Annotated in this window: 29 protein-coding genes; 18 read left to right on the top strand and 11 right to left on the bottom strand. The window is 34.5% G+C overall.

The genetic code is table 11. The features are described from left to right. Positions 1-46: 46 nt before the first annotated feature. From VBZ51_RS11000 to VBZ51_RS10965, 8 genes are all read left to right on the top strand, one after another. A complete protein-coding gene (locus tag VBZ51_RS11000) occupies positions 47-619 on the top strand; it encodes a Crp/Fnr family transcriptional regulator (protein ID WP_416576949.1) in 573 nt (190 codons plus the stop codon). A gap of 118 nt (positions 620-737) precedes the next feature. Continuing rightward, a complete protein-coding gene (locus VBZ51_RS10995; RefSeq protein WP_416576948.1) occupies positions 738-1,220 on the top strand; it encodes a cupin domain-containing protein in 483 nt (160 codons plus the stop codon). A 32-nt stretch (positions 1,221-1,252) separates the two neighbouring features. After that, complete coding sequence (locus tag VBZ51_RS10990) at positions 1,253-2,350, top strand: L-dopachrome tautomerase-related protein (RefSeq protein ID WP_416576947.1); 1,098 nt, start codon at positions 1,253-1,255, stop codon at positions 2,348-2,350. 134 nt (positions 2,351-2,484) lie between these two features. Beyond that, complete coding sequence (locus tag VBZ51_RS10985) at positions 2,485-3,423, top strand: cyclase family protein (RefSeq protein WP_339724293.1); 939 nt, start codon at positions 2,485-2,487, stop codon at positions 3,421-3,423. A 23-nt stretch (positions 3,424-3,446) separates the two neighbouring features. After that, the gene (locus VBZ51_RS10980) at positions 3,447-4,655 is read left to right on the top strand and encodes an MFS transporter (protein ID WP_099192950.1); all 1,209 of its coding nucleotides are present in this window, start codon (positions 3,447-3,449) and stop codon (positions 4,653-4,655) included. A 10-nt stretch (positions 4,656-4,665) separates the two neighbouring features. Continuing rightward, positions 4,666-5,604, top strand: a complete 939-nt coding sequence (locus VBZ51_RS10975) for an aldo/keto reductase (RefSeq protein ID WP_416576946.1) — start codon at positions 4,666-4,668, stop codon at positions 5,602-5,604. Between the two features lie 57 nt (positions 5,605-5,661). Beyond that, a complete protein-coding gene (locus VBZ51_RS10970; RefSeq protein WP_416576945.1) occupies positions 5,662-6,633 on the top strand; it encodes a TIGR03571 family LLM class oxidoreductase in 972 nt (323 codons plus the stop codon). Beyond that, positions 6,626-6,748 (top strand): DUF6642 family protein, encoded by a 123-nt coding sequence (locus VBZ51_RS10965; protein ID WP_416576944.1) that lies wholly within the window; start codon positions 6,626-6,628, stop codon positions 6,746-6,748. The genes VBZ51_RS10970 and VBZ51_RS10965 overlap by 8 nt, the downstream gene beginning before the upstream one ends. A gap of 12 nt (positions 6,749-6,760) precedes the next feature. On the opposite strand, the gene VBZ51_RS10960 is transcribed toward VBZ51_RS10965, so the two are convergent. Then, positions 6,761-7,639: a LysR family transcriptional regulator gene (locus VBZ51_RS10960; RefSeq protein WP_416576943.1), complete on the bottom strand. Its 879-nt coding sequence runs from the start codon at positions 7,637-7,639 to the stop codon at positions 6,761-6,763. A 100-nt stretch (positions 7,640-7,739) separates the two neighbouring features. On the opposite strand from VBZ51_RS10960, the gene VBZ51_RS10955 reads away from it, so the two are divergent. The 4 genes from VBZ51_RS10955 to VBZ51_RS10940 all read left to right on the top strand — a co-directional run bounded on the left by VBZ51_RS10955 (position 7,740) and on the right by VBZ51_RS10940 (position 10,208). Then, positions 7,740-8,648: a DUF1338 domain-containing protein gene (locus VBZ51_RS10955; RefSeq protein ID WP_416576942.1), complete on the top strand. Its 909-nt coding sequence runs from the start codon at positions 7,740-7,742 to the stop codon at positions 8,646-8,648. A 389-nt stretch (positions 8,649-9,037) separates the two neighbouring features. Then, complete coding sequence (locus tag VBZ51_RS10950) at positions 9,038-9,415, top strand: ArsR/SmtB family transcription factor (protein WP_071342314.1); 378 nt, start codon at positions 9,038-9,040, stop codon at positions 9,413-9,415. Beyond that, entirely contained in the window at positions 9,412-9,999 is a 588-nt protein-coding gene (gene merTP / locus VBZ51_RS10945; protein ID WP_416576941.1) for a mercuric transport protein MerTP, read from the top strand. The genes VBZ51_RS10950 and merTP overlap by 4 nt, the downstream gene beginning before the upstream one ends. Next, on the top strand, positions 9,999-10,208 hold the full coding sequence (locus VBZ51_RS10940; protein WP_348427672.1) for a GDCCVxC domain-containing (seleno)protein: 210 nt from the start codon (positions 9,999-10,001) through the stop codon (positions 10,206-10,208). The genes merTP and VBZ51_RS10940 overlap by 1 nt, the downstream gene beginning before the upstream one ends. 592 nt (positions 10,209-10,800) lie before the next feature. Here the strand turns inward: VBZ51_RS10940 and VBZ51_RS10935 are convergent. Beyond that, positions 10,801-12,540: a hypothetical protein gene (locus VBZ51_RS10935; protein ID WP_416576940.1), complete on the bottom strand. Its 1,740-nt coding sequence runs from the start codon at positions 12,538-12,540 to the stop codon at positions 10,801-10,803. Positions 12,541-12,591: 51 nt separating this feature from the next. Further along, complete coding sequence (locus VBZ51_RS10930) at positions 12,592-12,840, bottom strand: hypothetical protein (RefSeq protein WP_416576939.1); 249 nt, start codon at positions 12,838-12,840, stop codon at positions 12,592-12,594. Between the two features lie 155 nt (positions 12,841-12,995). Here VBZ51_RS10930 and VBZ51_RS10925 point away from each other — a divergent pair, with 155 nt between their 5' ends. From VBZ51_RS10925 to VBZ51_RS10900, 6 genes are read left to right on the top strand one after another with little or no spacing between them, the layout of a single operon-like run. Further along, complete coding sequence (locus VBZ51_RS10925) at positions 12,996-13,595, top strand: LexA family protein (RefSeq protein WP_416576938.1); 600 nt, start codon at positions 12,996-12,998, stop codon at positions 13,593-13,595. A gap of 10 nt (positions 13,596-13,605) precedes the next feature. Continuing rightward, complete coding sequence (locus VBZ51_RS10920) at positions 13,606-13,740, top strand: hypothetical protein (protein ID WP_416576937.1); 135 nt, start codon at positions 13,606-13,608, stop codon at positions 13,738-13,740. 15 nt (positions 13,741-13,755) lie between these two features. Continuing rightward, positions 13,756-14,436, top strand: a complete 681-nt coding sequence (locus tag VBZ51_RS10915; RefSeq protein WP_416576936.1) for a hypothetical protein — start codon at positions 13,756-13,758, stop codon at positions 14,434-14,436. A 10-nt stretch (positions 14,437-14,446) separates the two neighbouring features. After that, entirely contained in the window at positions 14,447-14,932 is a 486-nt protein-coding gene (locus VBZ51_RS10910) for a hypothetical protein (protein ID WP_416576935.1), read from the top strand. Between the two features lie 10 nt (positions 14,933-14,942). Further along, on the top strand, positions 14,943-15,074 hold the full coding sequence (locus VBZ51_RS10905; protein ID WP_416576934.1) for a hypothetical protein: 132 nt from the start codon (positions 14,943-14,945) through the stop codon (positions 15,072-15,074). After that, on the top strand, positions 15,067-15,483 hold the full coding sequence (locus tag VBZ51_RS10900; protein WP_416576933.1) for a hypothetical protein: 417 nt from the start codon (positions 15,067-15,069) through the stop codon (positions 15,481-15,483). Before VBZ51_RS10905 ends, VBZ51_RS10900 begins: the two co-directional genes overlap by 8 nt. 1,249 nt (positions 15,484-16,732) lie before the next feature. Here VBZ51_RS10900 and VBZ51_RS10895 read toward each other — a convergent pair. From VBZ51_RS10895 to VBZ51_RS10860, 8 genes are all read right to left on the bottom strand, one after another. Then, entirely contained in the window at positions 16,733-17,530 is a 798-nt protein-coding gene (locus VBZ51_RS10895; protein WP_091603969.1) for a type II CAAX prenyl endopeptidase Rce1 family protein, read from the bottom strand. 65 nt (positions 17,531-17,595) lie between these two features. Next, positions 17,596-18,426, bottom strand: a complete 831-nt coding sequence (locus tag VBZ51_RS10890) for a class I SAM-dependent methyltransferase (protein ID WP_416576932.1) — start codon at positions 18,424-18,426, stop codon at positions 17,596-17,598. Between the two features lie 21 nt (positions 18,427-18,447). Further along, positions 18,448-20,220, bottom strand: coding sequence for an efflux RND transporter periplasmic adaptor subunit (locus VBZ51_RS10885; protein WP_416576931.1), 1,773 nt, complete (start codon positions 20,218-20,220; stop codon positions 18,448-18,450). A 2-nt stretch (positions 20,221-20,222) separates the two neighbouring features. After that, positions 20,223-20,714: a DUF305 domain-containing protein gene (locus VBZ51_RS10880; RefSeq protein ID WP_416576930.1), complete on the bottom strand. Its 492-nt coding sequence runs from the start codon at positions 20,712-20,714 to the stop codon at positions 20,223-20,225. Positions 20,715-20,726: 12 nt separating this feature from the next. After that, a complete protein-coding gene (locus tag VBZ51_RS10875; RefSeq protein WP_416576929.1) occupies positions 20,727-21,434 on the bottom strand; it encodes a PepSY domain-containing protein in 708 nt (235 codons plus the stop codon). Between the two features lie 8 nt (positions 21,435-21,442). Further along, positions 21,443-23,953 carry a heavy metal translocating P-type ATPase gene (locus tag VBZ51_RS10870; protein WP_416576928.1) on the bottom strand — a complete coding sequence of 837 codons (2,511 nt, stop codon included), beginning with the start codon at positions 23,951-23,953 and terminating at the stop codon, positions 21,443-21,445. Positions 23,954-24,166: 213 nt separating this feature from the next. Then, positions 24,167-24,622 (bottom strand): heme-binding domain-containing protein, encoded by a 456-nt coding sequence (locus VBZ51_RS10865; RefSeq protein WP_416576927.1) that lies wholly within the window; start codon positions 24,620-24,622, stop codon positions 24,167-24,169. Next, positions 24,623-25,207: a DUF3347 domain-containing protein gene (locus VBZ51_RS10860; RefSeq protein WP_416576926.1), complete on the bottom strand. Its 585-nt coding sequence runs from the start codon at positions 25,205-25,207 to the stop codon at positions 24,623-24,625. Positions 25,208-25,213: the final 6 nt, after the last annotated feature.

The following is a 25,213-nucleotide window of genomic DNA, read 5'->3' as shown; positions in this document are numbered from 1 at the left end:
TGATTATTTTACTTGGGTATTTATTAAAGAAAAGTATTTTTGTTTTATGGAAGACAAGTTACAGTTACTAAGACAACATTTTGAGGAAATCGTTTCTTTAACTGATGAGGAGTGGAACTTTGTACAATCACACTTTGAATTTAAAAGTCTTAAAAAACACCAATTTTTAATACAAGTTGGGCAGCCTGTAGACTTTGAATATTGGATTATCAAAGGTTTGGTAAAAGCATATTCCATAGACGAAAAAGGCAAAGAACACATTCTTCAATTTGCTATGGAAGACTATTGGGTGAGTGACCATTGTGCTTTTCAACATCAAGAACCGGGAACCATTTTTGTGGACTGCCTTGAAGATTCTGAGTTCTTCTGTTTGTCTTTAGAGAACAGGGAAAAGATTTGTTTTGAAGTACCTGCTGTTGCCAACTTCTTCAGAATTAAATCAAACCACGGTTATATCAATTTGCAACAAAGAATCTTGTCTTTGCTTACAATGACTGCAGAAAATAGGTATGAGTACCTATTAAACAAACTTCCAAAATTAATACAACGCGTTCCTAAAAAATTAATCGCTTCCTATTTAGGCGTATCCAGAGAGACTTTAAGTCGTTTTAACAGCTAAAAGTGACCTGAATCACTTTTCAAAATTGATATACATCACAAAAAATCCGTGATGTATGTCCTCGCACACCCCTTGGTTTTCATAGAATTTTGTATCGAACAATTAAATACAATGTACTATGAAAACTACAAGAACACTTTTTCTATTATTTACGGTAATTGCCATAGGTTTTAATGCCTATGCGCAAGAAAACAAAAGACCCTTAATGGGTAACGCCTACGGTATTATTAATATTGATGAATACGTAACACTACTACCTAAAAGTCATAATGGTATCATCAAAGACATCAGATTATTAGATCGTGAACACGCAGGTGTAAGAATCTTTAGGTTGTATGACGAAGTGCCTATGCACTACCACGCAAAATCTGATGCTTACCTCTATATTTTAAATGGCAAAGCAGAATTTTATGTTGCCGATAAAGGTCCTGTTGTTGCAGGAAAAGGCGACTTACTTTTTTGGGGCAAAGGTACAGCACACGGAAACGGAAAAATTTTAGAAGGTCCGTTAGACGTACTCGTTTTTGATGCCATTGCCAGAGACCCAAGCGATGTAATCTGGGTAGACCCTTCAACCCAAAAGAAATTTTTAGGCAACTAATTAAATCATATTCACTTTTATAAATAATAACGATGAAAACAATAACAATTATAAAAACAGTCTTGTTCGCACTTGTAATGAATTTTACACTATTAGCACAAGCACAATTAGAAACGATAGCAACATTTCCAGAATCAAGACCAGGAAATATAACGGTGTCTAACGACGGAAGAATATTTGTAACAATGAGTGCCTTAAGTGCTTCAAAGTATATGGTGAAAGAAATTTTACCTAATGGAGAAGCTATTCCTTTTGGAGATAAAGAATGGATTGTAAAACCAGAAAACGGAAGTATAAAAGGTATCAATTCAACTATCGGAATACAAGCCGATGCTAACGGAATACTTTGGGTGTTGGATATGGGTAATGTGAAACAAAATCAGGTTCCAAAATTGGTGGGTTTTGATTTGGTAACCGGTAATGTAACAAAGGTTTTTCCTATTCCGAATACGGTATTGTCAACAAAACCTTTTTTACAGGATTTTGTGATTGATGTGAAAAACAACATTGCGGTAATTGCAGATATGACCGATGCTTTAAATCCGCCAATTGCACCTGCTTTTGTCGTGATTAACTTAGAAACAGGTTATATAAGACGAGTTCTGGAAGGGAATGCTTCATTTTTGTCGGCAGATGAACCAGTGAAAATTCACGGAAGATTGGTCTCTCATAAAAGAAAAGATGGTACTACCATTCAGCCAAGATATCCTTTAAATCCAATTTCTATAGATGACGAAAACAAGTATATCTACTATGGTGCAATGGGAAACACCAAAATCTACCGTATTCCGTCTGCTGTTTTAGCTGATGAAAGTAAGCAAGATAGCGACCTAAATAATTACATCGAGTTTTATGCCAACAAACCAAAATCTGACGGATTTAAAGTGGGTGCAAACGGAAAAGTATATGTAACCGATGTTGAAAATTCAGCCATTGTAGAAAGTACGCCTGCTGGAATGAAAACCATTGCACAATCTAAAAAAGACCTGTCTTGGCCAGATGGTGTTGCTATACACGGAAACTACTTGTATATCGTAGCAAATCAGCTTCATAATCTGCCTTTGTTAAATGAAGGAAAAGATGCTAGTAAACCGCCATACTTGGTATTAAAAATGAAGCTTCAAGATTAAATAAAATTATAAACAAGGTGATGTATGATCAAAATTAAAATGTGACATACATCACTTTAAAATGGTGATGTATATCCTCGCACACACCCTGCATTAATCGAAAATTTGTATAAGAAATTTAAAAACATATTAAAATGAAAACAATAGTAAATACATTAAAAACAATGGCGTTAGCAGCTACACTTTTTACTGCTTTAACTACAAACGCACAACAAGTACCAACATCACCTTATGGTGCAGACGATGAAATTGGTGCTCTTAACCTTTTGAATGAAGAAACGGTTTTAGATGCCGTAAAATTGGTTAAGAAAGGAAAAGTATATCGCCTAGGAATGGTTGTAAATGCGCAAACCGCAGCTTTCCGTCACAGATACTTTCATATTGAAACTTTACAACCAGAAACTGCTGCTGCAGGTTCTAACAAATTCACTTATGTAGATGACCAGTTAATTGGTTGGACAGGTGTTGGATCTCAAATAAATGGATTGGCACACTACGGTAGAGACAATGTGCATTATAACGGACATAAAGTAGAAGATTTTTTAACCGTTTCTGGTGTAAAAAAATTAGGTCTAGAAAAATTACCTCCAATTGTAACTAGAGGTATTGTATTGGATATGCGCTCATATTACAATCAAGACATTGTAAAAGAAGGTACTGTTTTTACAGTAGAAGATATTGAAAAAGTAGCCAAAAAACAAGGCATTGAAATCCGTAAAGGTGATGTGGTTTTGTTTTATACAGGATGGACAAAATTAATGGGTAAAGATGACAAACGTTACCTAGCTGGCGGACCTGGAATTGGTACTGAAGCTGCACATTACTTAGGTAAAAAAGGAATTGTAGCAGCAGGTGCAGATAACTGGTCTTTTGAAGCGGTACCACACGAAAACAGCGAACTTTCTTTTCCTGTAAATCAAATGATGGCAACCGAGTACGGTGTACAAGTATTGGAAAACATTCTTGTAGATGAGTTGGTAGAAGATAAAGCTTGGGAATTCCTTTTTGTATTAGGTCACCCTTTATATGAAGGTTCTACACAAGTACAAATAAATCCTGTTGCCATTAAATAACAATAACAAAAAGAATTGAAATTATGGAAACATCAACAATACATAGAGATACTACGGTAGCCAAAAAGAAAAGTCTACCAGCAGCATTATGGGCATTGACCATAAGTGCATTTGCCATAGGAACAACGGAATTTGTAATTGTAGGTTTATTATCTACAGTTGCAAGTGACCTAGGCACCTCATTAACATCAGCAGGGTTATTAGTAAGTCTGTACGCCATTGGTGTTGCCATTGGTGCACCCATATTAACTGCCTTAACAGGTAAAATCCCTAGAAAACAATTATTAATGGGTATTATGTTGCTTTTCATCATTGGTAACGGATTAGCAGCTATCTCACCAAGTTTTGAGTTGTTGCTATTATCAAGAGTGGTAACAGGTTTTGCACACGGTGTGTTTTTCTCTATCGGGTCTACAATCGCAGCTAGTTTAGTGCCAAAAGATAAAAGGGCTACTGCCATTTCTATAATGTTTGCTGGTCTTACTGTTGCTATTGTAACTGGTGTGCCTTTAGGGACATACATCGGTCAGAATTTTGGATGGAGAGCAACCTTTATAGGTGTTGCTTTATTAGGATTAGTAGGTGCAATAGCTAGTTTGGCTTTGGTTCCTAAAAACATTAAACAATCAGCGCCATTACGTCTTATAGACCAATTAAAAGTGATTAAGAATCCGTCTATTTTATTGGTGTTAGCCATTACTGCATTTGGTTATGGTGGTACATTTGTAACCTTTACCTATTTAACTCCTTTGTTGGAGGAAGTAACGGGTTTCTCTTCAAATATGACCAGTATATTCCTTTTAATTTATGGTATTGCCATCGCAATTGGAAATATCATAGGTGGTAAAGTCTCTAACAACAAACCAGGAAAAGCCTTATTGGTAATGTTTGCTTTACAAGCTATAGTATTGTTTGTATTATACTTCACCGCTTCTAGTCAGATTTTTGCCATCGTAACCCTATTTTTTATGGGAATCCTAGCGTTTTCAAACGTACCGGCATTACAATTGTATGTCGTAAAAATGGCGGAAAAATACCTACCAGGAACAGAAGACGTAGCATCTGCCTTAAACATTGCAGCTTTTAACGTTGGTATTGCTATTGGTGCTTATGTAGGCGGAATGGTTGTAGAATCGAGCTTAGGTATTGAAGCGACACCTTGGGTAGGGGGTATTTTAGTGATTGTGGGATTCTTGTTGACCCTAGTTTTATTCAAAAAAGAAAAAATATAAATTATAACTAATGACTACATTAAAATTTAGAAATAACGACGAAATGCCAATTTTAGGCTTAGGAACTTTTAGATCTGAACCTAATGAAGTGTACAATGCAGTACTTTCCGCAATAAAAATGGGATACAGACATATAGATTGTGCTGCAGCTTACGGAAACGAAAAAGAAGTAGGTAATGCCATTGCCGATGCGATAAAACAAGGTTTGGTTACGCGTGAAGATTTATGGGTGACTTCCAAATTATGGAATGCTTCTCACGGTGAAGATAATGTGATTCCTGCACTGAACCAGACTTTAGAAGATTTACAACTAGAGTATCTAGACCTGTATCTTATCCACTGGCCTGTCGCTCTTAAAAAAGGAACGGAAATGCCTGAAAAAGCATCTGATTTTATTCCATTATCAGAGGTGCCTTTAACCAATACTTGGAAAGGGATGGAAGCTGCTTTAGAGGAAGGACTTGCAAAACATATTGGCGTGAGCAATTTCAATGAAAATCAGTTGAAAGAAATACTAGCGAGTGCTGTGCATCAACCAGAGATGAATCAGGTAGAAATGCATCCGTTTTTACAGCAAGAAGCATTACAATCATTCTGCTTAAAAAACGATATTCTGCTAACTGCATACGCACCTTTAGGTTCGCTTGTAGATGAAAATTCCAAACTACGTTTGTTGGAAAATGACACAATAAAAAACATTGCCAAAGCAAGACATATGTCGCCTGCCCAAGTCGCATTGGCATATACAATACAACGAGGCATTGCAGTAATTCCTAAATCTATTAATGAAGCGAGATTGCTTCAGAACCTAGAGACCTTAAACCATTTGCTTACCGAAGAAGATATGGCGTTGTTGAAAGATTTAGACAAAGCACATCGCTTTATTGACGGTAAATTTTGGGAAGTTGACAACGGACCATACACTGCAGATCGTATCTGGAATGCTTAATCACATTGTTCATCAGGTGTCTTAACAGATACCTGATGAATTTAAAAAACACACAATATGAATCCATTTGATAAACTATACAAACCAGGTAAAATGACACTTGGTATAGAGTTTCCTTTAGATAACGATTGGTCAACCGAAGGAAATCGCAAACGCTTGGAAGACAACAGACCTTTTGGAGTTCCAGATATCTCCAATCATTTAGCATTGGCACAACAAATTGACGAAGCAGGATTCGCAGCTTTATGGATGCGAGATGTTCCTGTGTACGACCCTAACTTTGGCGATGGTGCACAATTATTCGATACGCTTCCATATTTGGGCTATTTAGCTGCTGCTACCAAAAACATTTTGTTGGGTACAGCTGCCATAGTATTGCCATTACAACAACCTATAAAATTAGCGAAAGCTGCTGCTACCATAGAAAATTTAAGTGATGGCAGACTATTGTTAGGCTTGGGTTTGGGAGACAGACCTGTGGAGTTCCCAATGTATAATATCGACTATAAAAAAAGACCTGAAATCTTTAAAAGCAATCTTGACATTATTAAAGAAGCTTGGAAAACAAACAGTAATTTAAAATCTAAATACGATTTTTTAACTAACGGTATAGAAGTCTATCCTAAACCGAAAAAAGACATTCCACTTGTAATCGCTGGTCATTCCGGACAAAGTATTAATTGGATAGCAAAAAACGCACAAGCTTGGTTTAATTATCCAAGGCCGGTAGCGGAAACTTTAGAAAACAGAAAATACTGGTGTAATGCTTTATACGATGAAGACCAAGCAGCAAAGCCTTATATCTCGGCTATACATTTAAACCTGTCTAAAGACGACAATGCTACTTTTAAACCACAGCGTTTTGGTGGCACCGTGGGCATCAACCATCTTACCGAATATTTAAAAGCATATGAAAATGTAGGAGTCAACCATATGGCTATCAACCTCAGAAAATCTGAAACACCAGTTAGTGAAGCTATTGCTAAAATTGAAGAGGTTGTATTACCGGAGTTTTTGAAGGTTGATTAAAAGGCAAAATTCTGCATTTCTACAACATAATGATAATATGTTCGATGTGGTCGAAGAATTACACCAAAGACATTACAATGTCTGTAAAATGTTAGATTTTAGGTTGTATTATTAGAATAGAACTGCCTTACAGCATCTCCAGAAAAAAGGGTAAAGCCAAATTTGTGTTTTTTTGGGGCCAAACGGCAAACAGCTCGGTTTCCTGAGGTACATTATTCAGTTCAATGAATTTAATTTTAGTATTGTGGTCATCCCTAAGGGAGTTGGGTACTATAGAAATACCCAATCCGCCTTCCACTAGCTTAAAAATCGTAGGGGCATGAATTGATCGATGTGATATTTTAGGAGCAAATCCATAATCGTTACAAAGTGCTACAATTTGGTCATAGTACATTTGACTGTTCTCGTTAGGCAATAAGATGAAAGACTCATCTGACAATTGCGATACATCCTTAAAATTAGATGTAGAAATTGCATGATCTCTTGGTAATACCAAAGCGAATTTTTCTTTAAAGACCGATTTGATTTTCAATGTAGCGGGAACAATATTAGAGCGTATAAATCCAATATCAATTCTGCCTGCTTCCAAAGCAGAAAGCTGATCGGTGTTACTAAGGTCGTTCAGGTAAAATTCAATATTCGGGTGCGTTTCGGTAAATTTCTTAATAATAGTGGGCAAGTATGTTTGCATTGCAGAACCTACAAATCCAATTTTAAGCAATCCTTGTTTTCCAGAAACTGCAGATTTCCAACGTTCCATGGAAACGGTAGCCTGATTTTGTATCAGCATAGCCTCTTGTTTAAAAAGAATTCCCTCAGCACTTAAACGCACCTTTCTATTGTTGCGTATAAACAGACTTTTTCCCAAAATAAACTCTAAACGCTGTATTTGTTGGCTCAGAGCAGATTGTGAAATGTACAATTTCTCTGCCGCCTCACGGTAGTGTAACGTATCTGCCAACACCAAAAAATAGTGGAGATGTCTAAATTCTAATTGATTAGTCATACTTATCAATAAACGTACAATGTTAATTGTTAATTGTCAAATTAGGTAAGAACTTTGTAAAATAATTATATCTAATATTTAGTTTTAATACCTGGTAGCTATGAATTTTCAACAAAATACTTCTTTAGATAAAGTGTTGACCGCTTTGTTTCTTCCCTATAAAAAAAGCGTTACCGATGTAGAAAAAATCTCCAAGGCAATGATCGATGCCGATATGATTTCTAATGAAGATGAAATCGTTAATGATCATATTGCTTTTCGTACCTTAGGTGTTCCTAATTTGGGAATTTCTTCTTTTGAAAAGATATTTTTGCACTACGGATACACCAAAATGGACTCCTACTATTTTCCAGGTAAAAAACTAGATGCCTATTGGTATGCACCGCCAAGCCCGGAGTATCCTAGAATTTTTATTAGTGAGCTAAGAGTACAAGACCTATCTAGTAAAGCGCAACGTATCATTTCTGAATATACCAACGCCATCAACACAGACCCTATAGATACCATTGATTTGGACGATACAAAAGCAGTTGGTGACTTTTTCTATCAGCCGTTATGGAAGTTGCCAACGTTAGCCCATTTTCAACAACTATCGGAAGAAAGCGAATATGCCGCTTGGGTCATCTACAATCGTTACTATTTAAATCACTACACCATTAGTGTTCATGACTTACCTTCCCCATATAATTCTTTGGAAGTATTTAATGAGTTTTTAGAAGGATTGGGAATTGTGCTTAATACCTCTGGTGGAAAAATAAAAACCAGTAAGGACGGTTTATTACGCCAAAGTAGTTCGGTAGCCGAAATGGTAGATGCCACTTTTGCCCATAACGAAACCATGAAAATTTCAGGCAGTTATGTGGAATTCGCTGAGCGTTCTATATTGCCAGAATTTGAGTTTTTAGATAAGTATGAAATACAAAGAGAGCATAGAAGGGAAGGCTTTGAAGCAGCAAATGCAGATAAAATATTTGAAAGCACTTATTTGGAGCAGACTTCCAAGAAGTAAAATTTATACTTTTTGATGAGGCTAATGTAGAGTTAGCTTAGTTAGCATAATTAGTATTGTATTTAACGTCTGATTATACTGCTTTTCTATTTTGTTATTAGGCGTTTTGGCATTTTCTAGGGTAAAGAAGTATTAGATATTATTCTTCTATAAATTTTTTCTAATAGACTCTTATAAAATGTAATAAAACCGGGGTACAAGGTTCATGAACTTCTTTAAAAAACAATAAATATTTTGTAAGTAAACACTTATTAATACCTGACGGTAGGAGGGCGGTGTAATGTATTTATGAGTATATGTAAGTGTGTGTATGGACTGACTATGGAAGTAATATTTAAATACGTATTTAAGTATTTGCTTAAATACGTTAATAATATTAAATTTGAACTATGGAAAAAGCCATTTGCATTAGATTAGAAGCCGACGCTAAACAAATAATGAACTGTAGGCAAGTTGTTCAAAAAATGGAAAATTCTTTTGATGAACTTTCTAACATTTTAAGTTTAACTGGCAACCCTGTTCGTTTAAAGATATTGTATTTGCTGAATCAAGAGGAACGACTTTGTGTTTGTGATTTAAGTGATATTTTAGAAATGAATGTTTCTGCCATTTCACAGCATTTAAGAAAATTAAAAGACAGAAATATTATTTTCTCCTGTAAGGAAGCACAAACTATATTCTATTCAATTAAGAAAGAAAAAATATCATTATTGGTTCCGTTTTTTAAAATATTAGACAATAATAAAGTTCTAGAAGATAAATTATGATTTCAGAAAAGAAGTTAGTTGGGACAACGATTATAACTGCAATAGCAGCTTCATTATGCTGTATTACGCCAATTTTAGCTTTATTAGCAGGAGCAAGTGGAATAGCATCAACATTCTCTTGGATTGAACCGTTTAGACCTTTCTTAATTGCGCTTACACTTTTAATATTAGCAATAGCTTGGTATCAAACCTTGAAGGTAAAAAAACAAAAAATTGATTGCGAATGTGAAAACGAAAAGCCAAAATTCATTAACTCAAAAAAATTTCTGCTTTTAGTTACGTTGTTTGCAGGATTAATGCTTGCATTTCCATATTACACTCAAATATTTTATCCAAATACAAATAAGGAAGTAGTTTACGTATCAGAAACTAATGTGAGTAAAGTTGAATACAAGATTAAAGGAATGACTTGTACCGGATGTGAAGTACATATTGAAAGTGAAGTAAATAAACTCAATGGAATAATTGAAGTTAAAGCAAATCACGAAAAAGCGAATACAATTGTCAAATACGACAAAACAAAAGTGACTACTAAAGAAATTAAAGATGCCATAGGAAAAACCGGTTATAAGATTATAGAATGATGGAGGAAATACAATTAAAATCAACAATTACGTGTCCAAAATGTGGGCATAAGAAAGAAGAAGAAATGCCAACAAATAATTGTCAGTTCTTTTATGAATGTGAAAATTGTAAAGAAATATTAAAACCTAAAGAAGGTGATTGTTGCGTTTATTGTTCGTATGGATTAGTTGCTTGTCCGCCAATTCAGAAAAACAAAAGTTGTTGTTAATTAATATGTAAAATAGAGTCTTGAATATAAACTTAGCCTCAAAAAATTTTCGTCAAAAATTTTATGCTTTTGTGGCAATCCACTTTTGGAATACGTGATTTTTAATAAGTGCAAAAAGGCTAGCTTTTAAATGGCGTTGGCTATGCGGCTGGAGATTGTGTTTAAAATAAATTTTCAGAGCAATTTGATTTTAAAAAGCAATGAGCTCATAGGCAGCGGCTATTTTACATAACCCGTGACAAATAAAATTAGCCAGTGGCTGATATTATTTTGCGGCGAAATGAAGCGGCTGCCTCAATTAGAATATAGTTGAACTTACCGTAGTTTGGTTATTACATAATTACTTTTGCGTGCCTTATAACGTAACTATGTAAAATAGCGCGGAAATGCGCTATCTACTAAACTACTATATTTGTACTATAATGTTCTGCGTTATGTAACTTTGCTTTGGTAAAAGCGAAGTTCTTAGCTCAAATTTTCTTTTATTTTTTTCTTTCCAAAAGTTTCTTTAAAAAATGTAATGGAATACTCTTTGCCCGAAGCGACGATAGGAGCGAAGTGGGAATGTGTATGGAATGGGATAAATGACTAACTATTCTTCTTCCTCAAATAAAATACTAGCCTTTTCCAATAAATCTTTTCCAGACCTTTTATAACCTAATTTTTCTATTTTATTATCTAGATAAAAAGAAAAGGGTAACAATGAATTTTCAAATAACTTATTTGCTTCCTCTTGACTTCTAGGTCTTGGTCTGGCATTTGCAAGATTAAATCTTAAATAATCTTTTTCATATTCAAGCAATGCTTTTTGCATTGTTGTTTTCTTTTTTACAAGAGCATCCTTATTAAACATTAAAGTTTCAACATCAATAATTACAAGGTCGTGGACTCTTGAAATATCCATTCCTAATTCTTCTAATCGTGCCAATTCTTCAACAAACCATGTGTTTATTACACTATTTAATCCAGCAGCATTAAACATTCTGTAATGTAAAATTAATACTGGAAATATTTGAACTTTTACCAAAGGTATGTTTGGGTCGTAAACAGCTTCGCCGTTCAATATTTTTCTAATAGTTTCTACTATCTGTCTAACAGCTTTTGCACTACCTTTTTCATTTTCGAAAAGCTTAATCTTTAATTCATTTTCTAAATCTCTGTAATCAAAAGATTGTTTGCTTTCCTTGCTTATTAAGATGTCTTTTGATTCATAAACATGAACATATTTACCATTTCGCATATAGTAATCTGGTGCACCATCCATGATTCCATCTAATTCTGAACCTGATTTTTGAATGTATCTATTTCCGTAAATTTCTTTTAATAACCTTGACAATACATATTGTTCACTAAATTGATATGTTTTTAGGTTGTAAAAACCAGGCACTTTATCTCCATTTTGCAATTGATTATTAATAGCTTTCAGTCTAAAAAAGAGACCATTATAAATCATTTCGATAGTAAATAAAGGTGAAATGATTCTGTATTTATCTTCTTCAAATTTATATAAAGGATTACTTCTTACTTTGAGAAAATCTACCTCGGTTATAAGCTCATCTTCTTTTGCTATATGTTTATCTATAAAAGCTTTACTCTCTTGTTCTTCAAGATGAATTTCCACATGAGATTCTTTATTCATCATTAATACCGAGTAGACTATTCCAAATAAACGTCTCAAATAGTCTTTATAGCCTGTAACCTCATAATGTGCATAAAATGTATCTAATAAGGGTTGACAGTCTTCACGTTGCGATAAAAATTCAAAATAAAATAAAGCTCTTTTAAATTGACATTCATAAAGTTTTTCAACTCTAAAATTGATAATATCATTATTGTGAAAGCTAATTTGTAGAAGAGCTTGTGCTGCAGTAAATGATAAATTATTTTCCTCTCTTATTTGCTTGCTAATTATGTCCCTCTCGGTAATTGTAATTTGATTCAATAAAACATAAGCTTTAAAGGTATCTTGCTCAATTTCTTCGTTTGTTTTTGTTGTTGTTTGGTCATCAGGTATGTGGTCAAAAATAAACTCAAAAAGCTTTAAACTAGAGACAGGATATGGCACCTCATAAAATTCTATAGGATATGGGGCATTTTCTACGTACTGTAAAATATTAGTATATATGGTTTGTGCAAAGTCAGAATTTTCAGGACTGAAATACATATTCAAAAAATGAACAATATCTGAGTATCTCGATTTCTCTGTGTTGAAACCTAAAAAGAAAGAACCCATTTTAAGCAGGTCGAATTTATCAATTCCAGATAAGTATTCTTCTAATGTACCACGCTCTTCATTTGGGAAACAGGCTTCAAAATTAATTCCGAGTTTCAACAATTTTTTTATTTTTTAAAATTATGGGAATATTTTACTAATGTTTATGTTTTAGAAAAAACCATTTGTAAATTCATTTATATCGATAGTATGATAATCTCTTTTTTTATCAATATGCTGTTCTATACGATAGAGATGATTATCTTCTAAATCTGTATATAAATCTATTAAAACTGTACAATTATAGCTTTGGCTACCATCTGTTACACCTATATTAAAACTGTGCCGCTCGTTTACCTTTTTTATTTCTCCAGCATTAACTTTTTTTTCTAAAAAGTTAAGTGTTTTTATTGCTTCCATATTATTATAATTTTGAAAATTAAATATACAAAAACGAATTACCAAAAATAATTATTGTTTATAAGTGGATTATATTGTTAACAATTATTATATCATAATATGAGATAATTAAAATGTTAAATTTATATTTGTAATTGAAAATCAATTGTTTATAAATGAATCGCATTAAAGAAATATTAGAACTGAAAGGAGTGAAGCAGACTTGGCTAGCTGAGAGGCTAAATAAGAGTTATAATATGGTTAATTCTTATGTTCAAAATCGAAGACAACCAAGTCTTGAAATTCTTTATGAAATAGCAAATTTGTTACAAGTTGAAGCACGGGAGCTATTAGATTCTAATCAATTAGTTTCAAAAGAATCAAATACTGGTGATACTGTAGAAATACCTTTAGTAGGTTCTGTTTCTTGTGGATTACCAATTTTTGCTGAAGAAAATATTGAAGCACAAATATCTATATCTACAAAATTAATCCGAAAATCTGCTAATTATTTTTTCTTAAGAGCTTTTGGTGATTCGATGAACAAAAAGGGAATTAATAGTGGTGATTTGCTATTGATAAAACAACAACAAGTCGCTGAAAATAAAGATTTAGTTTTAGCATTAGTAGATGATGATGCTACCGTTAAAGAGTTTATAAACAACGGTGATACTATTGTCTTAAAACCTCATTCCACAAATCCGAAACACCAACCTATGATATTAGCAAATGATTTTAGAATACAAGGTATAGTTGAAAAAATAATATCACTTTAAAATAAAAATTATGGCAAGACAAAGTAAAAGAGGTAGAGATGCAGGAACTGGACAGTTTATCACTATCAAAGAAGCAAATAGAAGACCAAAAACGACAGTTATCGAAACAATTAAGGTTGGTCCGACTAAAAAAAGGAAGAAATAGATTAAAAATAATATTATGGCTCTTGATAAACTACCCGTAAAAAAACTTATTGAGTTTAGAAGGTTATCTAAAACTAGAAAAGTGACTTTTGCTAACAAACTAAAAGTTGGCAAAAAATCAACTTCAGATGGTGGTGGTGGTGGAAACTATTGGGTCAGAAGTGTTAGTGCTATTAGCAGTGCTTTTAAAGAAAACGACAATTCATACATTACTGATAAAATTGAAGAAGTTACAAATTTTTATGACCTAAATCAAAGAGCACAAACCAAAACAATGTATAAACGAAACATTGATATACTGGATAAGTATAAAGATTTCGATTTTACTTTATGGAGACCATCTGCTGATTTGAAATTTCTACCAAAGCCGCATTCGATATTAGAGATGAACGGTTTACCTGTTCAAATTCTACCTAACCATATATTTTCATATGGTACAAAAAATAACCAAAGCGTCGGTGCAATTTGGTTTGTTATATGGCAAGATGGTTTTAAGCCAAGTGATTTGGGTATTTATTCGGAAACTTTATTTAGATATCTTTCATCATACTTGTCAAAAAACTATATGATTAATCCAGCTTCTTGTATTATTGTTGATATCTTAAGTATGAAATCGATTAGCTATAATGAGGTTTTGAATGGTGGAGTTTCATCTTTGTTAGATGATACTATGAAATCAGTAAAAGAGTATTTATAACATATACTAAATGAGAAATAAGATTTGGTATGAAATGATACAGATTAAATATGGAGAGGTGTATCTTTCATTATATCTGGATTTTCAAAAAGATTTAAAGCGTTATATAAAAATTGCAACGTTAGTATTTTCAGGTTCAGGTGTATTTGGTTGGGCATTTTGGGAACCATTGGCTTGGATAGCTTGTATAGTTATAGCTGTTATTCAATTAATTGCTTTAATAGAAAATCAAATTGTACGTTCAGAAGCTGAATTAGAGGAAATATCTGTTTTGAGAAGTATGTATTTAAGGTATTTAACTAAACTAGAAGAACTCTGGTATGACTGTGAGAATGATACAATGAAGGAAAAGAAAATCAAAGATGTTTTTTTTACATTGAAAAATACAGATTTTGTCTCCATTGAAAAGCTAGATGATAAGCTTAATATAAAACATTGGAAAAAACTTAAAAACAAAGCAGATATTAGAACACGAGAATACTTTAATAATTTTTAAAATAATAGTAATGGCAAAGCAAAACGAAAGACCGCAACCCCCGAAACCTTCTAACACTAATCAACAACCTTCAGGTATTGTTAAAGGAAGTGTTCCAACAATGAGAAATCCACCACCACCTCCGCCAAAGAAAAATGACTGATTTTTTACACGATTTTGTTTCTTCAAATTTTAAAGAGTTTAACTTAAACTTTAAAAGTAATCCTAATGGGAGGGAAGGAGTTAATTTTTTAATTGGAGATAATCAAATACACCTACAATCTATTGATTTAGACACCGTACAACGCAGTATTAAATTATCTAAACAAGATTTAGGAGAATTAAGAAATAAACTGTTTGTTGCTCTAGTATTAATAGTAGATAAAGAACCAAAGATTGTTTATTTAATTCCATCAGAAGATTTATCACAATCAAACAGCAATATATTTATAAATAATGAAGTAAGTTTAATGCCTAGTTTATCTAATTGGGAGATTAAAGTATCTAGTAGTACAATTCCAGAATTAGCAAAATACTCGCTAGAAAATATGATTGATAAACTAAAATCTTAGTTTTATAATATTATGTAAAATAGAAGTAATGCGTTTTTACCCAGATCGAGCGTTGGCAAAACGGCCTCAGAAAACTTTGGTCAAAACAATAGGCGAATGAGCGTGCATATTTTAGAGGTCTAGCAATATATATTCTTAACAATAACAAGGTTTAAGGCTAGCTCAAAGCAATCTTAATCAGTTCTAATGTTTTCTAAAATATAGCGATTGAGCCGTGATTGTTTCCAAAGTTTTGTGCAGCCTTGATTTTTTTTGTTTCTTTTTTTATCAAGAAAAAAAGATAATAAAAAACTAATAATAGTCACGATTTTAAATTTCAGTTTTAAATATTCTTAAACAACTAAAATCAAAAAAGGTTGAATAATTGCATAATTATAGCAAGTGTATAGAAATTATCTCGCAGAGTAATTTTATACTCTTGCGGAAACCTTTACGAGAATGTCGTAGAAAAAAATATTGCAGGATTATTATCGAATACGCGAATTTTAAACAAATCTAAAAGGTTAGCTTTTTTTGGCGCTGGCAATGCGGTTGGAAATTGTGTTTTAAAAAATTACTGCGATAGCATAATTATTTTAAAAAAGCAATCGAGCGCATTGGCGTGCGGCAATTTTACATAACGGCTAATTATAGCTACAAACAGCAGAATGTTTCTTATTTAGTACTAAACCCAAGAGCCTAATGTTTAATGACCCAAGTACTACAGTTTATTGTGTGTACAGGACTTCCTGGGATATTTTACATAATATTACATTTTAGCTATCAAATAGCGAAAACGCTATATAATACTAAAATGAGATATTTGTACTATAATTTATATTATGTAAAATAGAATTTCTATAACCCACTATTTCTTTATTAATATCAGCCATTAAAATTCTCACTTCATAAGTCCACCAACATCATCTCACCGACTTTTAAATCATCCACAGGATAATTCAAAAGCTCGTGTATGTAAAATAGAATATTTAATAACCCACTATTAGTTACATAATTCATCCCTATTATAAAAATTTAAAAACTAACTTATAAGTCCACCTGCATCGTCTCACCGACTTTTAAATCATCCACAGGATAATCTAAAAGCTCGTGTATGTAAAATAGAATATTTAACAACCTTACTATTAGTTACATATTTCTTCCCTAATAAAGATATTCCAAAACCCAACTTACAAGTCCACCAACATCGTCTCATCAGCTTTAAAACCATCCATAGGATAATTAAAAGTTCACATTAACAAATTTCAACTTAAGAAACCTTTTTAGGTTCTGAGTGAATATGAAGCGGCATGAAATACATAAACACCAACATGATCAGAAAATATAATACGGCAAATATGGTATACGTATAATCACCGGCATCTGGAGAAATTGGTAATAATACCAAAGACATGTTCAACATAGATTGTATCACCAAAACACAAATACCACTTTTAGTTTTTGAATACACTATGGCACACATACCTGCTGCGCCCATCATATTCAAGAATAAGGGCCACACCGGTAAATCTTCTATAACCCCCACATTGATATAAACAGACGGCAACCACCATAAAGACCATACAAAACCAATAATCTGAGTTGCCAAAAACGGATTTATTTTCTTTGACAGTACACGCACGGCATACCCGATCCAGACCACCTCACCCAAAAATGCCCATGACAACAAGAACAACGTAAATTTTAAAGTGGGTATATACAATTGGAACTGTAGAAAAGATATATCATTATGGTATATGGCTTTGATCGATAAGGTGATGAGACCTATGGTAAATGCAAAGAGCAAACTAAACAAATACCATTTAGGGTGTATCTTCCACACTGCCATAGGTCTGAACAAATTCTTGATACCTTCATTCCCTTTGGTAATTTTCACTATAAATACTAACAAGAAAAACAGTGCATAAAACCTACCATTGGTATATGGAAAAAATTCTATAATCCCCTTACTTTTTGCATAGGTGATGACAAAATTCAACAATGGCGCCAGGGTTAAAAATACCCAGATTTCATACTTTTTTAAAAAGTTGATCATTTTTGTGGTCATCGGTATTCTCTTAGTTGTGGTTTGGTTATTCGGATCAAATGTAATCTAAAATGTATAGAAACTCCCTAAAGGTTTATGGCGCCGAACACTCCAAAATCGGCTTCTTTTTGCACCCCTTCTATCACGGATTGGTACCATAAGCTAAATCCTGTATCTTCAAAAAGCTGTGTGTAGTTATGGGAAAATGACCGCTCTATTCCATAAGGTTGCGAATTTGGGTTTTTAGTGAAATCAACATCTACCCCAATGGGTTCTATGGCAATGAAGATAGTGTTTTTCAAAAGGTTTAAATAGTTAAACAAATGCTTTAATTGTTGTTGTGTAAAATACTCTAATACACCACCTGAAGTAATAATAATTATATTATCCGTTCCGTTTTCCCTGATCCATTCAGCACCATCTGCAGCTACGAAGTCAATATTTGGATATTGCTGGTATTTTTTTGTGTTAAATTCAATTTGATCAGCACTTAAATCTATACCAATGAATTTTTCTATTTGCGGAAACTGTCTACTCAAATACTCTAGAACCTCACCGTTACCCGTACCTATTTCTATCATGGTATGGTATTTTTCTGGACTGGCTTTAAGAAGCTTTTTAAGCATTTCAAATACAGGTAAGCAATGTGGCAAAAAGAAATTGTTTAATACACTCTCTTTCTCAGAAAAATATTTTCTGCCGGTTTGCTCCCAAAAGTTTTTATGATAGTTGGCCAGTAGATTGAAATCTTTATTTTTCTCAGCTTGTTTTAAAAGGGCTGCACGCATTAGCCGCTCATTTAAATTCAGTTCATTACCCACATTAAAACTGATTCCCTTTTTTATGAGAGATTCAGCTTTTTTAGGTTGCAACTGCACTAAAATTGCACCTGTAAATTCTTTAATTTGCTTTTTCATTACAATTTTAAGTTCTAAAATCTATTGAATCACCTGTACTACGCTACCACAGGTTAACATACCACTATCAAAATATGGGTTCCTAATTTCTTCATCAAGACTTAGCCATACCGCACCTTGGTTACTATTGGCCATAGGGCAACGTTGTACGTATAAATTTTCTGAAGGTGATTTCAAATTCATGGCCATAGCTACCATATGTTCATTTAAGACTACTAAATGTTCCCTTTGTTGTTCTAGATGGCCACTATTACCAATTGCCGAGAACATGGCTATACTTTTTTCCAAATGTTCTTTTTCAAGTGTACCCAAATCCTTTTTTGGTAATGATTCAAAAGCAGCTGCAGCTTTTTTGGCCAAAGAAGTAATTTGCTGGGGTTCACCAGAAACAAATGCATCTTTCATTTCCAAATAGGTATGCAAGGCCTTAGAAAAATCATCTTGAAAAGACTTTGAAAATTCCATCTCCATATGAGATGATGTTTCAGCTTTATTACTAGTAGCTTCCATCCCAGTATGATGTTCATGTCCGGTCGTTACCCTACCTCCCATTTTGTTCATCATAGATTTCTTACCCTGTAACTGTGCAGCAGCATCAATGGTAAACGTACCATTGGAAACAATTTCCTCTCCATGCTGTAAGCCGCTAGCAATACTTATGTTTTCACCGTTTCTTCCGTTGATTTTTACTTCCCGCATTTTAAAAATGGGTTGATCCACACTTGTTTTTACGTATACCAAAGACCGCTCCCCCGTCCACATTACAGCACTTGCAGGTACGGTTATAATATCCTCATTATGGTTGTTGTCACCAGAGATTTTACCGGTAACGAACATACCCGGTTTAAATAAATCATTTGTATTTTTAAGAATGGCCCTAACAATGACCGTACGGGTAGCATTGCTTAAAATTGGGTCTACAAAAGATACCGTTGCCTCAAATTCTTTTGCAGCATAAGCATTTGATACTACTTTTATTTTCTGCCCAACTTTTAAACTTGATATTTGATTTTCATAAGCATCGAATTCTGCCCAAACCGTAGTAAGGTTACTCACTTTTAATATAGGCTGACCTTGTTTTACGTAGTCCCCTTCCCTAGCCGTAACCTCTGTAACGGTACCGGTTACCGTAGCATAGATCGGAAAATTGTCCTTAACCTTACCTGTAGTTTCAATTGCGGCAATTTGAGCATCGGATAATTTCCACAATTTCAATTTGTTCCTCACTGCTTCATATAAAGCCGGTTGAGATTCTTTTAGGGTTGCCGTGGTCAAAAGCTCTTGTTGTGCCGCGACCAAATTAGGGGAGTAAATGGTTGCCAATAGCTGGCCTTTCTGTATCTTTTGCCCCTCATAATTCACATGTAAACGTTCTAAACGACCATCAAAATAACTGGCCTGTACCGCATTATTCTCATCATTAGGTACAATTTTACCGGAAAGTAAAATACTGTTATCCCCAGATGCACCAGCAACCGATCCTACTATTGTTGTTTGAATATTTGCCAAGGCAATGGCATTTTCGGTCATTTTAATTTCGTTGGCCGAGAGTCCGTCCGCACCTGTCTCCGCAGGTATTAAATCCATACCACATATGGGGCAATCGCCTGGTTCTGGCTGCATGATCTGTGGATGCATAGAACAGGTCCACATTTCACTGGACCCAACCTCTTCATGGTCATGATCATTGTGCACTTTTTCACCCGGGGCAGTAGAATTAGTGCCAAATATAAAATAGCCACAAAGCAACCCTACGAACACGGCGGCAACTAGGTAAAGAACATTTTTCTTCATACTTATTTTTCGTTTTCAAGGCGCTTGATCATCGCCTTCATTTCTTCAATTTCCTTTTTTTGTGCTTTGATAATATCATTGGCCAACTTTTTGACCTCTGGATCCTGAATATCTGCACGTTCACTGGTTAAAATTGCAATAGAATGATGTGGTATCATTGCCTTCATCCACAACACATCGCCTACAATGGGCGCTTGTACCCTAACCAAGCCCAAAGCAGCTAAAAACAAAGCTATACTGCCAAAGATTATAACCATATTCTTCTTTCTGTTCTTATACATACTACGCATGGCAAAAAACATGATCAATGCCATGGTAGAAATACCCAAACAACTCATATAGAACCTTGTGAGACTAAAATAAACATGGTCTATAGCATAGGTATTTAAGTACATGGTGATGTACATGGCCACAAACGATGCCCCTAGCATCAGTGCAAATTTTGTATAGTTATTGGTATCCATTTTATGATTTTTATGTTCTTCTGTTTTCATGATTTTTTAGTTTTAATTCAACTTCTTTTTAATTTTCCTAATAGTAGGCGAACTTGTATACCACAGTAAAAATCCGCTACCAACGGTAATCAATCCTAAAAGGGAAAAGGCTCTAAGTATTATATTGTTGAAATTGTCCCTGCCTTGATAATCCATAGTGTGGGTCATCCAAAGAAAATCAAACCAGCGCCAATCTCTATATCTAACTGTTTGAAACCTGCCATTGTTGACAGCTACATAAGCCTTTAAGTTTTTATCTGTCTTATAAGAAATTTCATAAGCAGGTAGAGGTCTTCCGCGATATTCATGATGCTTGCCCACAGCATCAATTCTCTGTATTTGCCCAAGTTCTAAGTCAGAAAGCATAAAGCGGTCAGCAACATTTAATGCCTCTTGTTCTGTGAGCCCTTCTTTTATTGCCCCTGTACGTGCGTTAAAGAGCTTTGTATTGTTGATCCAATAATACGGTTGCCCAGCAATTTCAAGTAACTCTAAAGTTTTGATAGGTTCTTGAATATCTATTTGGGAGCTTCCTATCAAATTTGAAAAAGATGCCTGTTCAGGAACTACTTTCTTATAATGATCCCCGTGTATTTCATCTATATCCGTCCAACTAAAATACATTCCACTAATAGTCCACATCAAAAACTGAATACCTAAAAAGATACCCAAATACCTATGTGCTTTTCTTATTCTTAATGCCGTTTTACGCTTTACCATTTTATATATCAATCTAAATCCGAACCTCTTAACCTTAATGAATTTGCAATTACCGATACAGAACTAAAACTCATTGCCAAAGCCGCGATCATAGGCGACAACAGTATGCCAAAAAATGGGAATAACACTCCCGCAGCTATAGGCACACCAAGTGTATTATAGATCAGAGCAAAAAAGAGATTCTGTTTTATGTTCTGCATAACTTTATGACTAAGGTTTCTAGCTTTTACAATACCATGTAAATCTCCTTTTACCAATGTGATCATGGCACTTTCAATAGCAACATCCGTTCCTGTACCCATGGCAATACCCACATCACTTTTAGCCAAGGCAGGGGCATCATTAATACCATCACCGGCCATAGCCACAACCCTACCCTGCTCTTGCAATTTTTCAACTTCATTGAGCTTATTCTCGGGTAACATTTCAGCTTTAAAATCGGTAAGGTTCAATTCTCCGGCAACAGCTTGTGCCGTATTGTGGTTATCACCGGTTAACATTATCACCTCTATGCCTTTATCCTGTAGTTCTTTAATGGCCTTTGCACTAGAGGGTTTAATTTTATCACCAATAACAACATACCCTGCTACTTCTTCATTTACTGCTAAATATGAGACTGTTTTACCTTGCTTTTGATGGCCTTGAACTTCTGATTGCATTTGTGACGATACCGGTGCATTTGCATATTCCATCATTTTGGCATTGCCTAAATAGAGAGACTTACCGTCTACACTACCCTCTACCCCTTTACCTGTTACGGAATTGAACTGTTCTGTTTTAGATATCTCTACCTGTTTCTCTTTTCCATACTTTACCGTGGCTTGGGCCAGTGGATGCTCGCTGGAGTTGTTCAGAGATGCAATTAGATGTAAAATCTCATTCTCAGTATAATCTTTAGAGAAAACCCCTATTTTATCAACAGTTGGTTTTCCTTCTGTAATGGTACCTGTTTTATCAACAATAAGGGTATTTACCTTATCCATTTTCTCAAGTGCTTCAGCATTTTTAATGAGTACCCCGTTTTGAGCTCCTTTACCAACACCGACCATTACTGACATGGGCGTGGCCAACCCTAAAGCACAGGGACAAGCAATTATTAAAACTGCTATTGCATTGACCAAGGCATAAACATACGCAGGATCAGGACCCCAGATCGCCCATACTACAAATGTTATTAGGGAAACAAGGACAACCACCGGCACAAAATACCCAGAAACGGTATCGGCCAACTTTTGTATAGGTGCACGACTACGGCTAGCATCGTTCACCATATGGATAATTTGAGATAAAAGGGTATCACTGCCTACCTTTTCCGCCTGCATTAAGAAAGATTGGTTTCCGTTTATGGTTCCACTATTAACATGATCACCAACGGTTTTATTTACCGGTATGGGTTCACCAGAGATCATGGACTCGTCCACAGTAGTGTCTCCTTCAGTAATCTTACCATCTACAGGAATTTTATCACCTGGCTTAACTAGTAAAACATCTCCTTTTTCAATGGTATCTATAGCTACTTCTTCCTCTTTGCCATCCACAACTTTTATGGCTTTATTTGGGGCAAGTTTCAATAGTTCCTTTACCGCAGAATTTGTTTTGCTATGTGCCCTGGCCTCTAATACCTGACCCATTAATACCAACGTCAATATTACCGTTGCGGCTTCAAAGTACACATGCACTGCACCGGATTCCGTTTTAAATTGTGCTGGAAAAAAATCTGGAAACAACATACCAAAGACACTAAAAAGCCATGCGACACCGGCACCGATACCAATTAAGGTAAACATATTAAGATTCCATGTCCTTATACTTCTATACGCTCTTTCAAAAAACATGCGCGTAGCATAGAACACCACCGGAATTGATAAGACAAACTGAATCCAGTTCCATTGTTTCTGGGGCATAACCTTATATAACGGGTTATCCGGAATCATTTCGCTCATAGCAATAATGAATATGGGCAAGGTAAATGCTAATGCGATCCAGAATTTTTTGAGCAATTTCTTATAGGTTTTCTCTTCTGCAGAACTATCAGCCTCCATAGGAACCAAATCCATACCACATATAGGACATGAGCCCGCTTCATCTTTAACTATTTCTGGGTGCATAGGACAAGTCCACTGTTCTGATGATGTAGAAGAGAGGTTCTGTTCTTCAACCAAGTCCATACCACAAACCGGGCAATCACCCGGCTTATCATATGTTTTATCACCTTCACAATGCATGGGACAATAAAAGGTGCCGTTGCCCTTCTTTGATTTCTTTACATGGTTATCTTTCTTAGATACATCCTTATTAAAGTCTTCACTAGAACCATGAATAGAATATGTACCGCCTTCTTTCTTCAGCACGTTCTGAAAAGTCTCTATTGGAATATGCGATTGCATTTCAATAGTTGCCTCCGCTTTTTCTAAATCTACAGATGCATTGGTAACACCATCAACTTTTGAAAGTGTCTGCTCAACATGACTTCGGCATCCGTTACATGTCATTCCGTGTATGTGATAAACGTGTTTCATAATGCACTTTAGTTTAATTTCTTAATCATAAGGTGTAGCATAGAAAACCGATTCTATAACGCCTTACTTGGACTACCATAAATTCAACAATTAATAGGGAACAGCTTAACCTGAACCGAAAAATAATTGCTATTAAACCTTAAAAAATGCCTGATACGGAAGTGATTAAACACTAACCATTAACATAAGAAATACACTTCCTGTACCAGGACTTTATTCTTTACTATCTTTTAACCTACTCATAAAATCAATTACCATTAATTTCTCTTGTTCAGAAAAAATTGCATCTCTATGCATTAGTGTATAGCTATAAAGTGGCATTTCTGAATTTTTAATTTGTTTTATGATAGATTGCAGCTTACTAACCTTTCTTCGATTAGAATATGCTCCCCATTCACTAAAATTCAACTCTACTTTACCTTCATTGATATGATCTTCTAAGAACCATGCCGCTGGTTGCAGTTTACTATACCAAGGATATACTGTGTTATTACTATGGCAATCATAACAAGACACCTTAATCTGTTTCTCAACCTCTAACGGCACTTTGTTCACTTTCATAAAATCAGTATCAAGAATCAAGTTGCTTTCATTCTTATCCGTAGGAAAAAATTGAATAATCCCTAATACAACGAGACCTATGTAGGCTATGAATTTTATCTTTTTCACTTAGTTGATTTCTCTCTGTACTTTACCACATTTTAACATTGAGCTACCATAATATGGGTTAAGTACAGTCTCATTTTTGCTTAACCAAGCTGTACCGCCATCATACATTGGACAAAACTGCTCATACAATGTATTTTCACTACCTGTAATAGCGATCATATCGGTTATATCCTTACTCAGTATTTTAAAGTGTTCGCGTTGATGGGCTATATCACTTTCCGAAATATGCTCCGAATGTTCTATTGCATCTTCAATAATATCCGTTAAGGTTACCTGTTGACTTTCTGTATATGCCGATCTATTAAGGTTACCCAATGATTTCGCAAGTGCACCGCCTAGCTTTTGGGCTTTATTATTATCATCTTGGACCAAAGCATTCTTTAAGTTGAAGTAATCTTCAAGAATAATTTCTGAGCTTGCACTTTGTTCACTGCCCATAGTCTCTGATTTTCCCATATCCTCTTGCTTTTCTACATTTTCTTTAGCCGAAGGTGTTGACTTTTTATCTGCGTCTTTACATGACACCGTTAACATTATAGTAGCAAGCAATGCTACTGAAACTATACTTCTTTTCTTTGTTTTCATTTTTAT

It is taken from the genome of Maribacter sp. HS (assembly GCF_048059195.1).
Classification (GTDB): Bacteria; Bacteroidota; Bacteroidia; order Flavobacteriales; family Flavobacteriaceae; genus Maribacter; species Maribacter dokdonensis.
The sequence above is the reverse complement of the archived record's forward strand: the minus strand, read 5'-3'. Positions and strand labels throughout refer to the sequence as shown.

Coding starts and splice junctions, on each gene's coding strand:
- VBZ51_RS10870 (WP_416576928.1), bottom strand. CDS start 23,953: ATGAAACACGTTTATCACATACACGGAATGACATGTAACGGATGCCGA.
- VBZ51_RS10930 (WP_416576939.1), bottom strand. CDS start 12,840: ATGGAAGCAATAAAAACACTTAACTTTTTAGAAAAAAAAGTTAATGCT.
- VBZ51_RS10895 (WP_091603969.1), bottom strand. CDS start 17,530: ATGACCACAAAAATGATCAACTTTTTAAAAAAGTATGAAATCTGGGTA.
- VBZ51_RS10995 (WP_416576948.1), top strand. CDS start 738: ATGAAAACTACAAGAACACTTTTTCTATTATTTACGGTAATTGCCATA.
- VBZ51_RS10890 (WP_416576932.1), bottom strand. CDS start 18,426: ATGAAAAAGCAAATTAAAGAATTTACAGGTGCAATTTTAGTGCAGTTG.
- VBZ51_RS10990 (WP_416576947.1), top strand. CDS start 1,253: ATGAAAACAATAACAATTATAAAAACAGTCTTGTTCGCACTTGTAATG.
- VBZ51_RS11000 (WP_416576949.1), top strand. CDS start 47: ATGGAAGACAAGTTACAGTTACTAAGACAACATTTTGAGGAAATCGTT.
- VBZ51_RS10985 (WP_339724293.1), top strand. CDS start 2,485: ATGAAAACAATAGTAAATACATTAAAAACAATGGCGTTAGCAGCTACA.
- VBZ51_RS10940 (WP_348427672.1), top strand. CDS start 9,999: ATGGAGGAAATACAATTAAAATCAACAATTACGTGTCCAAAATGTGGG.
- VBZ51_RS10980 (WP_099192950.1), top strand. CDS start 3,447: ATGGAAACATCAACAATACATAGAGATACTACGGTAGCCAAAAAGAAA.
- VBZ51_RS10920 (WP_416576937.1), top strand. CDS start 13,606: ATGGCAAGACAAAGTAAAAGAGGTAGAGATGCAGGAACTGGACAGTTT.
- VBZ51_RS10955 (WP_416576942.1), top strand. CDS start 7,740: ATGAATTTTCAACAAAATACTTCTTTAGATAAAGTGTTGACCGCTTTG.
- VBZ51_RS10970 (WP_416576945.1), top strand. CDS start 5,662: ATGAATCCATTTGATAAACTATACAAACCAGGTAAAATGACACTTGGT.
- VBZ51_RS10915 (WP_416576936.1), top strand. CDS start 13,756: ATGGCTCTTGATAAACTACCCGTAAAAAAACTTATTGAGTTTAGAAGG.
- VBZ51_RS10950 (WP_071342314.1), top strand. CDS start 9,038: ATGGAAAAAGCCATTTGCATTAGATTAGAAGCCGACGCTAAACAAATA.
- VBZ51_RS10885 (WP_416576931.1), bottom strand. CDS start 20,220: ATGAAGAAAAATGTTCTTTACCTAGTTGCCGCCGTGTTCGTAGGGTTG.
- VBZ51_RS10960 (WP_416576943.1), bottom strand. CDS start 7,639: ATGACTAATCAATTAGAATTTAGACATCTCCACTATTTTTTGGTGTTG.
- VBZ51_RS10975 (WP_416576946.1), top strand. CDS start 4,666: ATGACTACATTAAAATTTAGAAATAACGACGAAATGCCAATTTTAGGC.
- VBZ51_RS10880 (WP_416576930.1), bottom strand. CDS start 20,714: ATGAAAACAGAAGAACATAAAAATCATAAAATGGATACCAATAACTAT.
- VBZ51_RS10900 (WP_416576933.1), top strand. CDS start 15,067: ATGACTGATTTTTTACACGATTTTGTTTCTTCAAATTTTAAAGAGTTT.
- VBZ51_RS10875 (WP_416576929.1), bottom strand. CDS start 21,434: ATGGTAAAGCGTAAAACGGCATTAAGAATAAGAAAAGCACATAGGTAT.
- VBZ51_RS10925 (WP_416576938.1), top strand. CDS start 12,996: ATGAATCGCATTAAAGAAATATTAGAACTGAAAGGAGTGAAGCAGACT.
- VBZ51_RS10905 (WP_416576934.1), top strand. CDS start 14,943: ATGGCAAAGCAAAACGAAAGACCGCAACCCCCGAAACCTTCTAACACT.
- VBZ51_RS10860 (WP_416576926.1), bottom strand. CDS start 25,207: ATGAAAACAAAGAAAAGAAGTATAGTTTCAGTAGCATTGCTTGCTACT.
- merTP (WP_416576941.1), top strand. CDS start 9,412: ATGATTTCAGAAAAGAAGTTAGTTGGGACAACGATTATAACTGCAATA.
- VBZ51_RS10910 (WP_416576935.1), top strand. CDS start 14,447: ATGAGAAATAAGATTTGGTATGAAATGATACAGATTAAATATGGAGAG.